General features: G+C 60.1%; 13 protein-coding genes. 8 read left to right on the top strand and 5 right to left on the bottom strand.

Annotated elements, in window-relative coordinates:
- Positions 1 to 41: 41 nt before the first annotated feature.
- Positions 42 to 938 carry a LysR family transcriptional regulator gene (locus tag AB4Z13_RS17445; protein ID WP_113320865.1) on the bottom strand — a complete coding sequence of 299 codons (897 nt, stop codon included), beginning with the start codon at positions 936 to 938 and terminating at the stop codon, positions 42 to 44.
- 116 nt (positions 939 to 1,054) lie between these two features.
- On the opposite strand from AB4Z13_RS17445, the gene AB4Z13_RS17440 reads away from it, so the two are divergent.
- Together AB4Z13_RS17440 and AB4Z13_RS17435 are read left to right on the top strand one after the other, a co-directional pair.
- Positions 1,055 to 2,248, top strand: a complete 1,194-nt coding sequence (locus tag AB4Z13_RS17440) for an MFS transporter (protein ID WP_442206383.1) — start codon at positions 1,055 to 1,057, stop codon at positions 2,246 to 2,248.
- 26 nt (positions 2,249 to 2,274) lie between these two features.
- Positions 2,275 to 3,105, top strand: coding sequence for an aldo/keto reductase (locus AB4Z13_RS17435; protein WP_113320863.1), 831 nt, complete (start codon positions 2,275 to 2,277; stop codon positions 3,103 to 3,105).
- Between the two features lie 145 nt (positions 3,106 to 3,250).
- Here AB4Z13_RS17435 and AB4Z13_RS17430 read toward each other — a convergent pair whose 3' ends face one another.
- The 3 genes from AB4Z13_RS17430 to AB4Z13_RS17420 all read right to left on the bottom strand — a co-directional run bounded on the left by AB4Z13_RS17430 (position 3,251) and on the right by AB4Z13_RS17420 (position 5,213).
- Positions 3,251 to 4,201: an NAD-dependent epimerase/dehydratase family protein gene (locus AB4Z13_RS17430; RefSeq protein ID WP_442206382.1), complete on the bottom strand. Its 951-nt coding sequence runs from the start codon at positions 4,199 to 4,201 to the stop codon at positions 3,251 to 3,253.
- 96 nt (positions 4,202 to 4,297) lie between these two features.
- Positions 4,298 to 4,831 (bottom strand): helix-turn-helix domain-containing protein, encoded by a 534-nt coding sequence (locus AB4Z13_RS17425; RefSeq protein WP_113320861.1) that lies wholly within the window; start codon positions 4,829 to 4,831, stop codon positions 4,298 to 4,300.
- A gap of 49 nt (positions 4,832 to 4,880) precedes the next feature.
- Complete coding sequence (locus AB4Z13_RS17420; protein WP_113320860.1) at positions 4,881 to 5,213, bottom strand: metalloregulator ArsR/SmtB family transcription factor; 333 nt, start codon at positions 5,211 to 5,213, stop codon at positions 4,881 to 4,883.
- A 56-nt stretch (positions 5,214 to 5,269) separates the two neighbouring features.
- Here AB4Z13_RS17420 and AB4Z13_RS17415 point away from each other — a divergent pair, with 56 nt between their 5' ends.
- The 6 genes from AB4Z13_RS17415 (at position 5,270) to AB4Z13_RS17390 (ending at position 13,798) form a co-directional block, all read left to right on the top strand.
- A complete protein-coding gene (locus AB4Z13_RS17415; RefSeq protein ID WP_113320859.1) occupies positions 5,270 to 5,752 on the top strand; it encodes an SRPBCC domain-containing protein in 483 nt (160 codons plus the stop codon).
- An 11-nt stretch (positions 5,753 to 5,763) separates the two neighbouring features.
- Positions 5,764 to 6,120: a hypothetical protein gene (locus AB4Z13_RS17410; RefSeq protein WP_113320858.1), complete on the top strand. Its 357-nt coding sequence runs from the start codon at positions 5,764 to 5,766 to the stop codon at positions 6,118 to 6,120.
- Between the two features lie 241 nt (positions 6,121 to 6,361).
- The gene (gnd, locus tag AB4Z13_RS17405) at positions 6,362 to 7,387 is read left to right on the top strand and encodes a phosphogluconate dehydrogenase (NAD(+)-dependent, decarboxylating) (RefSeq protein ID WP_113320857.1); all 1,026 of its coding nucleotides are present in this window, start codon (positions 6,362 to 6,364) and stop codon (positions 7,385 to 7,387) included.
- A gap of 147 nt (positions 7,388 to 7,534) precedes the next feature.
- Positions 7,535 to 9,610: a mechanosensitive ion channel family protein gene (locus AB4Z13_RS17400; RefSeq protein ID WP_442206381.1), complete on the top strand. Its 2,076-nt coding sequence runs from the start codon at positions 7,535 to 7,537 to the stop codon at positions 9,608 to 9,610.
- 202 nt (positions 9,611 to 9,812) lie between these two features.
- Positions 9,813 to 12,419, top strand: a complete 2,607-nt coding sequence (gene mprF, locus AB4Z13_RS17395; protein ID WP_113320856.1) for a bifunctional lysylphosphatidylglycerol flippase/synthetase MprF — start codon at positions 9,813 to 9,815, stop codon at positions 12,417 to 12,419.
- Positions 12,416 to 13,798, top strand: coding sequence for a virulence factor family protein (locus AB4Z13_RS17390; protein ID WP_113320855.1), 1,383 nt, complete (start codon positions 12,416 to 12,418; stop codon positions 13,796 to 13,798). The genes mprF and AB4Z13_RS17390 overlap by 4 nt, the downstream gene beginning before the upstream one ends.
- A 61-nt stretch (positions 13,799 to 13,859) precedes the next feature.
- Here the strand turns inward: AB4Z13_RS17390 and AB4Z13_RS17385 are convergent, their stop codons facing one another.
- On the bottom strand, positions 13,860 to 14,423 hold the full coding sequence (locus tag AB4Z13_RS17385) for a DinB family protein (protein WP_113320854.1): 564 nt from the start codon (positions 14,421 to 14,423) through the stop codon (positions 13,860 to 13,862).
- Positions 14,424 to 14,534: the final 111 nt, after the last annotated feature.

Raw genomic sequence — 14,534 nt, 5'->3', positions numbered from 1 at the left:
CTGTGACAGTGCGATGACGGTGGTCTTCAGCTATAGTCGGCCTACCGGATGTTCTTAACCAGAAAATCAATGAAGGCGCGGATGCGTGCCGCAAGATGCTCGTGACCGGGATAGACGGCGTGGATGAGCTCGATATCCTCGGTGTTATAGGCTTCCAGCACAGGCACCAAAGCTCCAGCATCGATATCCGGCTGCACATGGAACAGGCCGACGCGGGCGAGGCCGAGACCGGCGAGGCAAAGGCTGCGTGCAGTCGGCCCGTTATTGGTTTCGAGGTTGCCGAAGACGGGTCTCGAAAAGCGATCGCCGTTGCTGGGATCGCGGAATTGCCATTCCTCTGAGGTCGAGCGGAAGCTGAAGGTCAGGCAATTGTGGCGGTCGAGATCGTCGGGGTTTTCCGGCATGCCTTCCCGTTTCAGATAGGCAGGTGAGGCGACGATGACGCGGCGGCTTTCGAGCAGCTTGCGCGCCTTCAGCGAGGAATCGCGTAAGGCGCCTGAGCGAATGGCGATGTCGGCGCGTTCGCCGACGATATCGATGATGCCATCGCTGAGTGCGAGGTCGAGATCGACCTCGGGATAGAGTTTGAGGAAGTCGGGCACCAGCGGGACGATGTAGCGAACGCCAAAGGCGACCGAAGTGCTGACGCGCAGGCGGCCGCGCGCAACCGTCGTGCCGCCGGCTGAGACGGCGCGTTCCGTCTCCTCGATGTCGGAGAGGATGCGGCGGGAGCGTTCGAGATAGATTTCACCCTCCGGCGTCAGCTGCAGGGCGCGGGTGGTGCGCACGAGAAGACGTGTGCCGAGGCGATCTTCCAGCCGCGTGACGAGCTTGCTGACGGCAGAGGGCGAAAGCCTGAGCTTGCGGCCGGCCGCGGAGAAGCTCTGCAGTCCGGCCACCTGTACAAAGACATCCATCTCGCCGACGCGGTTATCCATCTGCTTCCGATCTTGAATTGAATTCACAACTGTTGAGCTATTATAGGCGATTATCGAACAGGTGCGCCACGCCCATATTCCGACCCGAACAAGAACCAAACCATCGGGTCACTCTCATGCCACTTGCTCTCTTTGCGTTGACGATCGCGGCCTATGCGATCGGGACCACGGAATTCGTCATCGTCGGCCTGCTGCCGACGGTTGCCAGCGACCTTCACATCACCCTGCCGCTCGCCGGCCTCATCGTCAGCGTCTATGCGCTGGGTGTCACCTTCGGCGCACCGATCCTGACGGCGCTGACCGGACGGATCGAGCGCAAGCCGCTCATGCTTGGGCTGATGGCGCTCTTTATTATCGGACATATTATCGCGGCGCTCAGCCCCGGTTATGAAGTGCTGCTGATTGCCCGCGTCGTCTCGGCCTTCGCGCACGGGGTGTTCTTCTCCGTAGGTTCCACGATCGCTGCCGATCTGGTGCCGGAAAACCGCCGCGCATCGGCCATCGCGATGATGTTCATGGGCCTGACGGTCGCGATCGTCACCGGCGTTCCGCTCGGTACCTTCATCGGCCAGACCTTCGGCTGGCGCACAACCTTCGCTGCCGTTGCCGGCCTCGGTGTGATCGCTTTCGCAGGCATCGCCTTCCTGCTGCCCTCGAATCTCAAGAAGGCGCCGCCGGCCAGTATCGGTGAACAGATCCGCGTGCTTGCCACGGGCCGGCTGTTGCTTGTCTATGCGATGACGGCGCTGGGCTACGGCGGAACCTTCGTCGCCTTTACCTTCCTTGCGCCGATCCTCGAGCAGATCACCGGCTTTGCCTCCTCGGCCGTCGGCCTGATCCTGATGCTCTATGGCGTGGCGATTGCTGTCGGCAACGTCGTCGGCGGGCGCATCTCCAACCGCGATCCCGTCAAGGCGCTGACCTTCCTGTTCATCGCCCAAGCGCTCGTGCTGGTTCTCTTCGGTTTCACGGCCGTCTCGCCCTGGTTGACCATCCCGACACTTGCGATCCTCGGCTTCCTGTCCTTCGCCAATGTGCCGGGTCTGCAGCTCTATGTCGTGCAGCTTGCACGCCAGCTGCAACCGAATGCCGTCGATGTCGCCTCAGCGCTGAATATCGCCGCCTTCAATCTCGGCATTGCCATGGGCGCCTGGATCGGTGGTCTGGTGGTCGAGTCTCGTTTCGGACTGGGCGCCACGCCCTTCGTTGCGGCAGGCCTCGTCACTGTTGCCCTTGGCCTTACCATCCGCAGCGGTGCCCTCGACCGCCGCTCCAGCCCGGCTGCAGCCATTGCCCGCAGCGCCGCCTGATCTCTCCTCACCCGAAAGGAAACAGCATGAAATTCGTCAGCGCCAACGGCGCCTCCATTCCCGCCCTCGGCTTTGGCACGTTCCGCGTGCCAGGCCCGGATGCCGAACGCATGGTCTCGCACGTGCTCGCCAACGGTTATCGCCATATCGATACCGCGCAGATCTACGGCAACGAGGCCGAGGTCGGCGAGGGTATCCGCCGCTCCGGCGTCGCCCGTGGCGATATCTTCCTGACCACCAAGGTCTGGGTCGAGAACTACAAGCGTGCTGCCTTCATCGCTTCGGTCGACGAAAGCCTGAAGAAGCTGAAGACAGATTATGTGGACCTGCTGCTGCTTCACTGGCCAAACGAGGCCGTGCCGCTTGCCGAGCAGATCGGCGCGCTGAATGAAGTCGCGAAGGCAGGCAAGGTGCGCCATATCGGCGTGTCGAACTTCAACACGGATCTGATGCGCCAGGCCGTAGCGCTTAGCAGCCTGCCGATCGTGACGAACCAGGTGGAGTATCATCCCTATATCGATCAAACGCCGGTGCTGCGCGCTGCAAAGCAGCTCGATATATCCGTGACGGCCTACTACGCCATGGCTGATGGCAAGGTGCTTGAGGATGCGGTGTTGAAGGCGATTGCCGCGAAACATGGCAAGTCGATTGCCCAGATCGTGCTCCGCTGGATCATTCAGCAGGATCTGATCGCACTTTCAAAGACCGTCTCGGAACAACGCGCACAGGAGAATGCAGCGATCTTCGATTTCGAACTCTCTTCCGAGGATGTGGCGGCGATCCATGGGTTGGCGAAACCCGATGGCCGTATCGTCAGCCCGGAAGGGCTGGCGCCGGCCTGGGACAAGGCAGCTTGAGAACGGGCGCTTCGGCGCCCGTTTCCCTATTTGGTATAGCTCAGGCAAGTTCGGCGATATCTGCGATGGGTCGCCCCACCGCAGACGGCCGGCCTCGCGGTCCGTATCAGCGGCGCTGGAGCGGGTAAGGCCCATCCTCGAAAATCTAGTCGTGATAGCCCTTTGCGCCGACGACAAGAGCTAGCGGACTTCTCCATTCCCTGCCGTCGCGCAGGCAATCGAGCACGTGCCGAAAATCATACTTCGGGTGCCAGCCGAGTTCCTGCCGGGCCAGCGCATTGACATAGACACGGTCGAAGTGCGGAAACATCGTCCAGCCGCGCGCCGCGTAAAGTGCGGCCATGCCGGGGAAAAGACGCTCCACCGTCGCGAGTGCATCACGGCGCAGGTCGGCGAGATCGGCTTCGGTGAAGGGTGCCGTTGCCGAGATGATGTAGCGGCCGAAGCCGATGGACGGCGCTCTTTCCAGTGCCAGCAGATGGGCGTCGACCACATCCTCGATGTCGACGCGCCGATAAAGCAACTCGTTGGCCTGGGCATTTTCGGCGGAATAGTGGTTGCGGATATCAGGGTCGTCGTCATTTTCCGGGAAGAAACGTGAAGTCCTTAGAATGACGACAGGCAGCGACATGTTGCGCGCGAAGAGTTCGCAGATGCCTTCGGCAGCGATCTTCGTCACGCCGTAGATATTGCGGGCAACGGGCAGAACATCCTCGGTAACCCAGGCGGCCGGTTCGCCTGCGGCTGGGCGCAGGGCTGCTCCGAAAGCGCTGGTGGTGCTGGTGAAGACGAAGCTTGTTACGCCAACGACGACTGCCTGTTCGAGAAGGTTCATCGTGCCCGTGGCGTTGGTATCGATGAAATCCTTGTTGGCGTGTGTTCCGACATGTGGCTTGTGCAGCGTGGCGGCGTGGATAACGGCGGTGATGCCTGTCATCGCGCGGCGGATGAAATCGGGATCGGTGATCGATCCGGTCATATCGGTAAAAGGCGAGGGTTTGATATCGATGCCGCGCACCCGACGGCCTTGATCCCTCATCGTCCGCATCAGCGCTTCGCCCAGATGGCCGGCGCTTCCCGTCACCAGTATCGTCATTCTGCGTCTCCAGACAGTTGGCGACGGACGCTAACAAAGGCCGCTTCGGCGGGGCAACGCATAATTTATGCAGCAGGATACAGGAATTCTGCAGGCTCAGCCGATTGTTGTAACCAGCCTTGCGGCGCTGCCATCGGCCAGGAAGATGCGCTCCCAGAGCACACGCCCGGCGGCAATAGGCAGGTGCGGATTTCCGTTAGCGCCTGTCTCCAGTGTCAGCGAATTTATTTGGCCCTCATGCCAGCCGAGGCCGACGAGTACGCCCTCCGTCTTTACGATCTCCTGCGACGCATAGGAGAACAGAGGCCTGTCCAGAAAATCGGAGAGCGGCAGGCGCCATTCGCTCTGCCGTGCACTGGAAGCGGCAAGAAGCCTGTGGGTGCGGTCGCAGATGAGATGAACCTTGCTCCGGGAATGTTTGACCAGCCGTTTCAATGCGGCATCGGCGGAGGATGACGGGGAAGCGAAGATGCTTTCCAGCCGCCTTGCCTGGGCGACGGTGACCGGCAGGATGCCGCGCTCCCAGCGGGAGACGGTCGCCTGGTTGACGGCGAGCAATTCCGCCAGGTGCTCCTGCTTCATATTGCGCAGCTGGCGCATGCGACGGATGGCAGATCCCGATATCGGCATGGTTCCTCCCCCCTCTTTATCATAGAGCCGCGACGATTGCCGCCGCAAGTTAGTGGGAAGGGCTGTCGAGGTCGCTCCTCAGCCGGTCGAGAATGGACAAGGCGTGGCCGGCATAGGCGCTGATCCAGCGGTCATGAATCTGCTTGATCGGCAGGCTGTTCAGATGGTTCCAGCGCTCCCTTCCTTCCTTCCTGGCAATCACCAGATCGGCTTCTTCCAGCACCTTCAAATGCTGCATGACAGTGCAGCGATCCATCTCCGGAAATGCTTCGCAGAGCGCACCTGTCGTGCGCGGCTCTTCCTTAAGAAGATCGAGAATATCGCGGCGGCGGCGATGCGCCAGCGCCTTGAAAATGGGATCGTCATCCGATTCGCTTGACATGTTATCTTTTTATAACATAATTGAACCAGATACAACGGAGAAGAGGAGGAAGTCGCATGTCCCTCAATATTCGCGTCTCGGGCCGCATCGGCCGCCCGGTGGCTGATGTCTTCGATGCGGTCGTCAATCCGAAGAAACTGTCGGGCTATTTCACCACGGTGGGCGGTGCCAGCGCGCCGCTGGTGCAGGGCACGACGGTGACCTGGTGGAAAGATGTGCCGGTCGAAGTGGTCGAGCTCGTGCCTGACAGCAAGATCGTGCTGCGCTGGGATGGCGCAACAGACGAGGAGAAGAAGCCTTACAAAACGCTCGTAGAGATGAATTTCAAACCGCTTGATGATGGTGGCACCATGGTGACCATCGCCGAGGATGGCTGGCGTGAGGATGCGCCGGGGCGCCGCGGAACCTACCAGAATCTCGAAGGCTGGACGCAGATGTTCTGCTGCATGAAAGCCTTCGTCGAATACGGCATCAATCTGCGCGAAGGCATGTTCCTCAGCGAGATGCGGGGTGAGCAGGCCAAAGCGCAGGAAGGTTGAGGGGAAGCGTCATGAATGATCTGATCTATGGCGGCGTCGACGTTGCGATGAAGGTTCCGCCGCATCAGTACGAAGCCACCGTTTCCTTCTATCGCGACATCGTGAAACTGAAAGAAATCGAAGGGGACGATATCTCCTTCGAGCTTGGGCCGATCCGGCTTTGGATCGACCGTGTCGAGACCATGAGCCAGGCCGAGCTCTGGCTGGAATTCATGACGCCGGATTTCGATCGTGCAGCGGAGTACCTGGAGAAGGCCGGTGTTCCGCGCTGCGATCCCATCGAGCCACTGCCACCCAATCTTCGCGGTGGCTGGATCCTCAACCCAACTGGCATCGTACATCTGGTACGGGAGACCAGCCGCAATTAGCGGCGAGCTGAACCGGTGCCGAGCAGGCAGAAGTGATCATATAGCCGCCGATGAGGCGGCTATATGTCTGTTGGAGGGTTGGAATTACGCTCTAAAGACGGCAGATTGCTAAGTGCGGAAGGCATAGCCCTGCGCAAGGTGCAATAGACGCACTCGCTTTCGTGACAGAGACTTCGCTTGCCTGTCACGATGCGGGTGTTAGTTTCCGGAATCATATCGATTAAATCCCAGGAGATTTCAGATGCAGCTTGGCATGGTAGGTTTGGGCCGTATGGGCAATTACATGGTCCAGCGCTTGATGCGGGGCGGCCACGAATGCGTGGTCTATGACGCCAAGCCGGAAAGCGTCGCCGAGCTTGCTGGCCTTGGTGCGGAAGGCAGCGCCTCGCTCGAAGAATTCGTCTCGAAGCTCGCGCGCCCACGCGCCGTCTGGCTGATGCTGCCGGCTGCGATCACCGACAAGGTGATCGCCTCACTTCTTCCGCTGCTGCATGACGGCGATATCCTCATCGACGGCGGCAACTCCTATTATCATGACGACATCCGCCGTGGCGCGGAACTCATCACCAAGGGCATCCACTATGTCGACGTCGGCACCAGCGGCGGCGTCTTCGGCCTCGAACGCGGCTATTGCCTGATGATCGGCGGCGAGAAGGGTATCGTGCAGCATCTGTCGCCGATTTTCGCAACGCTGGCGCCGGGCAACGGCACCGCGGAAGCCTCGCCGAACCGCACGCCGGAAGCTGCAGCTCTCAGCACCGCCGAGCAGGGTTTCCTGCATTGTGGCCCGCATGGTGCCGGCCACTTCGTGAAGATGGTTCATAACGGCATCGAATATGGTCTGATGGCCGCCTATGCCGAAGGCCTCAATATCCTGAAGCACGCCAATGTCGGCGCCCTGACGCATGAGGCCGATGCCGAGACGGCACCGCTCTCCCATCCGGAATATTACCAGTACGATTTCAACCTGCCGGAAATTTCCGAAGTCTGGCGCCGAGGAAGCGTCATCACCTCCTGGCTGCTCGACCTGACGGCCGATGCGCTGCACAAGGACCCGGCCCTTAACCAATATGCAGGTCGTGTTTCAGACTCCGGCGAAGGCCGCTGGACGATCATGGCTGCCATCGACGAAAGCGTGCCGACCCCGGTGCTCAGCGCCGCACTGCACGGTCGTTTCTCCTCGCGCGACCAGGACGAGTTCGCCAACAAGGTGCTTTCGGCCATGCGTGCCGGCTTCGGCGGCCATGCCGAGAAGCCGCATAAGTAATCTAAGCGCATTGTTTTATGTCAGCCGCCGGTCCGCGAGGTTCGGCGGCTTTCTTTTGGTCGTCACTACGGCCTAGACCGTTTGTTCGTCTGGCTTTTCGGCTGCAGCACTTGCATAAATGCCTGACGTGTAAAACCGGAGGCGGGCATGGGGCGAATTTCTGCGATCGGCATCTGCGGCATCATGGTGTTGCTTTCTCTTTTCAGCGCCGTTTCCGCACAGACGACGCCGGCAGCTTCCGCTGACGTTGCGCCACCGCCTGCCCAGGTGCGACAGATGATGGAGCTGATGCAGACGCCGGAGGTCAAGCAATGGATGGCGACGCAGATGGCGGCGCCGGCAGCTTCTGACGGCAATGACCAGGAAATGTCGATATTGTCCGACCGCCTTCAGCACGCCCGCCGACACATCGCCATGGTGTCTGGTGCGGCCATGACGCTGCCATCAGAAATCGCGCGGGCTTCATCGCTTTTTCTTGGCGAATTGAGAGCGGCCGGTCCACTTCGCATGGCGGCGCAATTTCTTGCCATCCTCGTCACCGGATTCATCGTCGAAATCCTGGTGCGGAGGGCCGTGCGTGAAAGGCGGGAGCGAGCAGCGCAGATGACCGGCACGCGGCTGGCCGCGCGCGTTATTCCCGCCATCGTCTTCGGTCTCGCAACGGGGCTTGCGTTGGTCAGCTTCAACTGGCCGCCGGTCAGCCAGAATATCGCGATCGCGATCGCCATCGCTGTCGTTGTGCAGCGTTTCGCCGTTTCCATCGGTGGTGTCATCGTCGATCTCGTCACCCTGCCGCGCGGCGAGGGCGAGACCGTTGCGGTTGACCCGGCCGTCGCGCAATTCTGGTTTCGGCGCTGCACGCTATTCGTCATCTATTTCGTTTTCGGCTGGGTCGTTCTCCAAGCGATGGAGCCGCTGGGCTATTCGATGGCCACGCGATATCTGGTCGGCTATGTGCTGGGCATCGGTCTTTTCCTGATCGCGACCGAAGCAGTCTGGTCACGACCGGGAAATGAAACGCGGCGCAGCCATGCCGTCACCTGGCTGCTGACCCTTTATTTCGTACTGCTCTGGGGCATCTGGGTCTTGAGCTTCGATTGGCTCCTCTGGGTCTTGATCTATCTCCTGCTGCTGCCGCGAGTGCTTGCCGTATCGACGCTCGCCGTCAAATCCTTCCACCATGCCGAAGCGGGCTTCCTTGCCCAGCGGCGTATTGCGACCGTGTTGCTTGATCGCGGTGTGCGGGCTCTGATCATCGCCTTTGCGGCGATCTGGCTTGGGCGCATGCTCGGCGTCGAAACTGCTATGATGATGACGTCGAACGAAACGATGATCGACCGGGTGGTGCGCGGCATCATCGGCGGCATTGTCATCCTGCTTGCGGCGGACCTGCTCTGGCATCTCGTCAAGGCCTATATCGACGGCAAGCTACTGGATTCTCCTGTCGATGGCCCAATCGGCGACGAGGAGAAAGTCAAGCGCGCTCGTCTGCAGACGTTACTGCCGATCTTCCGCAACATCATCGCGGTCGTTATCGCCCTGATCGCGGCCCTTATGGTGCTCTCGGGCGTCGGTATCGAAATCGGGCCGCTGATTGCCGGCGCCGGTGTCGTCGGCGTTGCGGTTGGCTTCGGCGCGCAGACCATCGTCAAGGATGTCATCAGCGGCATGTTCTATTTGTGGGACGATGCCTTCCGCGTCGGCGAATATATCGAAAGCGGCAGCCACAAGGGCGTGGTCGAAGCCTTCAGCCTGCGTTCCGTTAAACTTCGCCATCACCGCGGGCCGCTGACGACGGTGCCTTTCGGGGAGCTTGGGGCTGTCAAGAACCTCAACCGCGATTGGACGATCGACAAGATAAGCCTGAACGTGACCTACGACACCGATCTCGTGAAAACGAAGAAGATCATCAAGCAGATCGGCCAGCAGCTTCTCGAAAACCCCGAGTGGGGTCCGAATATCATCGAAACGTTGAAGATGAAGGGTGTGGAGCAGTTCGGCGAATTCGCGATCGAGCTCCGCCTTTCTATGATGACCAAACCCGGCGAGCAGTTCGTCATCCGCCGCAATGCGCTGGCGATGATCCGCAATGCCTTCAAGGAGAACGGCATCGAATTCGCCGTTCCGACCGTGCAGGTTTCGGGCGAGCGCGAGATTGAGGCGAACGTTGCCGCAGCGCGTTACGCGGCTCAAGCCCGTGCCGGGGGTGAGCCGGCCGCCTGATCTTCTAATGCAAGGCGAAGCTTACGAAATTGCAATGCGATCGAGCCTGTGCACTGCGCAAATTTGCCCCAATTGAGGATGAAGGAGGCGGCAAGTGCGCGGGTGTGGGTAGCCGCAATATGGTTCATAGAGCTTGCATGTTGCTTATGTTACGTCTCTCAAAAGAGATTCCCGCCAGATTGGCAATTGCAGCAGGTACGAGATGTCGGGTCACGGCAAGTTGGAAGAGAATTCAGGGACTGATGAGGGCTTTTCCTTTGGTGCAGTTTTCCGGCGCTATCGCACTCCGCTGACGGCTCTTGCCACGCTCCTCATTTTTTGCCTTGTCGGCTACGCGATCATGCAGCTGACAGATGAAGTGCGCTATGACGACGTCGTCGAGGCCCTGGCGGAAACGCGGCTGAGTTCGATCCTGCTCGCCTTGTTCTTTACCGCGCTGAGCTTTATGGCACTCGTCTTCTACGATCTCAACGCAATCGAGTATATCGGCAAGCGGCTGCCTTTGCCGCATGTCGCGCTCACGGCCTTCAGTGCCTATGCGGTCGGTAACACCGCTGGTTTCGGCGCGCTTTCGGGTGGAGCGATCCGTTACCGCGCCTATACGCGGCTTGGGCTTTCGCCTGAAGATATCGGCCGCGTCATCGCCTTCGTGACGCTGTCCTTCGGCCTTGGCCTTGCTGCCGTGTCGGCGATCGCGCTTCTCATCATCGCCGATGAGATCGCGCCGCTGATCAGTGTCAGCAGCCTGTGGCTTCGTATCATCGCGGCTGTCATCCTGGCGATTCTCGGCTCTCTCATGGTGCTCGGCCGCGAGGGCCGGGTGATCGAAATCGGGTCGATCGCACTTCGCTTGCCGGATTCGCGCACTTGGTCGCGTCAGTTCCTGGTGACCGCCTTCGATATCGCAGCCTCCGCCACGGTGCTTTACGTGCTCCTGCCGCAGACGGCGATCGGCTGGCCGGTGTTCCTGGCGGTTTATGCGATTGCCGTCGGGCTTGGCGTGCTGAGCCATGTGCCGGCGGGCCTCGGCGTTTTTGAAACAGTCATCATCGCTTCGCTCGGCAGCGCAGTGAATATCGACGCCGTTCTCGGCTCATTGGTGCTCTACCGTCTGATCTATCATGTGCTGCCGCTCTTGATCGCCATCCTTGCGGTCTCCGCCACGGAGCTACGCCGCTTCGTGGATCATCCGGCTGCTTCCAGCGTGCGGCGCATCGGCGGGCGGCTGATGCCGCAGCTTCTTTCGGCGCTGGCGCTGCTCCTGGGCGTCATGTTGATCTTTTCGAGCGTGACGCCGACGCCCGATCAGAATCTCGAATTCCTCTCCAATTATCTGCCGCTGCCGATGGTGGAAGGCGCGCATTTCCTCTCCAGTCTGCTCGGCCTTGCACTTGTCGTTGCCGCCCGTGGCCTCGGCCAGCGGCTCGATGGTGCCTGGTGGGTGGCGGTGTTTTCTGCCGTTGCCGCTCTGACGCTCTCGCTGCTGAAGGCGATTGCCCTTGTCGAGGCGGCCTTCCTCGCCTTTCTGGTCTTCGGCCTGTTCGTCAGCCGCCGGCTCTTTACCCGCCATGCTTCGCTTCTCAACCAGGCGATGACGGCATCCTGGCTGATGGCGATTGCCGTGATCATCGTCGGCGCGGTTGTCATCCTGCTCTTCGTCTATCGCGACGTGGAATACAGCAACCAACTCTGGTGGCAGTTTGAATTCGCGGCGGAAGCGCCGCGCGGACTGCGTGCCGTACTCGGCATCACCATCATTTCCTCGGCGATCGCCATTTTCAGCCTGTTGCGGCCAGCGACCTTCAAGCCGGAGCCGGCGGATGAGGAGGCGGTCCGCCGTGCTGTCGAGATCGTCGAGAAACAGGACAGTGCGGACGCCAATCTGGTGCGCATGGGTGACAAGTCCATCATGTTCTCGGAAAAGGGCGATGCCTTCATCATGTATGGCCGGCAGGGCCGCTCGTGGATCGCGCTGTTCGATCCGATCGGCGACCATCATGCCGTGCAGGAATTGGTCTGGCGTTTCGTGGAAGCGGCGCGCGCCGCCGGCTGCCGCGCCGTCTTTTACCAGATCTCGCCGGCGCTGCTTTCACATTGTGCGGATGCGGGCCTGCGCGCCTTCAAGCTCGGCGAGCTTGCAGTGGCTGATCTGCATACCTTCGAGATGAAGGGTGGCAAATGGGCGAATTTGCGCCAGACCGCAAGCCGCGCCCAGCGCGACGGTCTGGAATTCAGCGTTGTCGAACCCGTCGATATCCCCGGAATCATCGACGATCTCTCGGCCGTTTCAAACGCGTGGCTCGAGCATCACAATGCCAAGGAGAAGGGCTTCTCGCTCGGCGCCTTCGATCCGGACTATGTGGCGTCGCAGCCGGTCGGCGTTCTCAAGAAGGACGGCCGGATCGTTGCCTTTGCCAATATCCTTGTCACCGCGGCGAAAGAGGAGGGGACGATCGACCTGATGCGCTTCTCGCCTGATGCGCCGAAGGGGTCTATGGACTTCCTGTTCGTTCAGATCATGGAATATCTGCGCATCCAGGGTTTTACGCATTTCAACCTCGGCATGGCGCCCCTCTCCGGCATGTCGAAACGCGAGGTGGCGCCCGTTTGGGACCGTATCGGCGGTACCGTCTTCGAACACGGCGAGCGCTTCTACAACTTCAAGGGGCTTCGCGCCTTCAAATCCAAGTTTCATCCGCACTGGCAACCGCGCTATCTTGCGGTTTCAGGAGGGGGCAATCCGATGATCGCATTGATGGATGCGACATTTCTGATCGGCGGCGGATTGAAAGGGGTAGTGAGAAAATGATGAAAAAGTTACTGTTTGCTGCTGCGTGCGTCAGCATGCTCGCGGCCGCGCCGTCTTATGCTGCGGATGAAACCACCCAGACCTTCGAGACCGGCCTTATCCCTTCGCCGCATATCTTCCTGCCGCAGGGCGAGGTGAAGGGCGCTGTCTTTCTGATTTCGGATGCAGCCGGCTGGGGAGACAATGAAAAGGCCGAGGCAGACCGTCTGGTTTCGCAGGGTTCCGTCGTTATCGGCGTCGATTTTCCGTCCTATATGGAAGCGCTGAACCGCTATGACGTCAGTCTCAACGACGGCTGCATCTACACGGTGTCCGATATTGAGTCGCTCAGCCAGCAGGTGCAGCGCGCCGCCGGCAACAGCCCCTATCACCTGCCGATCGTTGCCGGCATCGGCGAGGGCGGCGCGCTGGCGCTTGCCATTGCCGCACAGACACCTGATGCGACGATCGGCCAGACATTTGCCGTCGATCCGCGTGCCGGCATTCCGTTGAGCAAGGAGCTCTGCACTCCGGCCACGAGGAAGGTGGTCGGCGACCGCAGTGTTTATGGGCTGACCGATGGCGCCCTGCCGGATCCTGTTATCGCCACCTTCACGCCGGCTGCCGACAAGGACGGTCGCGCTCACGTGGAGGATCTGAAAAAGGCGCATGAGGCGATCGATATCCGCGACTCGTCCGATGATGCACAGACTGTGTTTGCCGATACGCTCGACGATCTGGTGACGGCTTCGGGCGCCTTCGACAATCCGCTCGGGCTGCCGCTTGCCATTCTCGACGCCAAGCCGAACCTCGATACGATGGCCGTGATTTATTCCGGCGACGGCGGCTGGCGCGATATCGACAAGGAAGTAGGCGGCATGCTGCAGAAGGAAGGCATTCCCGTCGTCGGTATCGACTCGCTGCGCTATTTCTGGACGGAGCGGAAGCCGCAGGAAACGGCCGACGATCTCTCTCGTATCATCGAATTCTACCGCAAACAGTGGAAGGTTAAGCACGTCTTGCTGATCGGCTATTCCTTCGGCGCGGATATCCTGCCCGCTACCTATCAGCTTCTGAAACCTGCCGAAAAGGCGGCAGTAGCGCAGATTTCGCTTTTGTCGCTATCGCACCAGGTCGATTACGTCATTTCCGTCATGGGCTGGCTCGGCCAGAAGACGGATGGGGCAGGCGGCGATCCCATCAAGGATCTCAAGGGCGCCGATCCGAAGCTCGTCCAATGCGTCTACGGCAAGGATGATGATGACGACGTGGCTTGCCCCGCCGTGAAGGATGTTGGCGGCGAGGTCATCGAGCTCCCGGGCGATCATCACTTTGACGAAAATTACGATCTTCTGACCAAGACGATCATTAATGGCCTGAAGGCGCGCGTCAAAGGCTGAGTATTTCTGGCTCACGCAATTCCGAATGCAAAAACCGCTGCGCACTTTTGCTGGAATTGCTCTAACGCATCAGCATCTGTTCACTCCAGCCAAGGGCGGCGATCTCGCCGCCCCGAAACCTCGCATCGTCGTCGACAATGAATTCGTCGAGTTGCGGCGGAGCGACGCTGCTGCCGGCCAGCATGGCATGTACCTGTCCGCGGTGATGCGTCTGATGTTGGAAAAGGTGGCTTAGTACATCCTCCATACGCTCTCGCTGGGTGCGGCCATCGCGCTGAAGCTCCACGGTCGAAGCAAGCCTCTCGAGTGTCAGCCCTTCGCAGATTGCAACAAGGCGCTGGTCGACCTTCGCCTGTTCTGCGGAGAGCGATCGGATATCGTCAAAGGGTTCTTCGGTGTCGAAAGCGCTAAGGCCGAGCGTGCCGCCTTCCAGCCCATCGACATAGAACCAGTCGACTGTGAGGATGTGGTTCAGCGTCGATTTGATCGATGGGAAAAAGCTTGTGCGCGTGGCCTCGAATTCACCGGACTTGAGGGTTGCGCAGGCGGCAAGAAGCCGGTTGTTCGCCAGGGCATTGTTGTAGGCAAGCTTTCGGAACATGCGGCAGGGGTCGAAACTCGGCATCGCGTCTCCTCCTTGGAGCATTTCCGTTTATCTCCGAACCACGGAAATGCTTTATCTCTTTGTTTTCACACAACTCTGAGTGCATAACCGATTTCACGCTCTTGCTGGAAT

It is taken from the genome of Rhizobium sp. YAF28 (assembly GCF_052113285.1).
Taxonomy (GTDB): domain Bacteria; phylum Pseudomonadota; class Alphaproteobacteria; order Rhizobiales; family Rhizobiaceae; genus Rhizobium.
The sequence above is the reverse complement of the archived record's forward strand: the minus strand, read 5'-3'. Positions and strand labels throughout refer to the sequence as shown.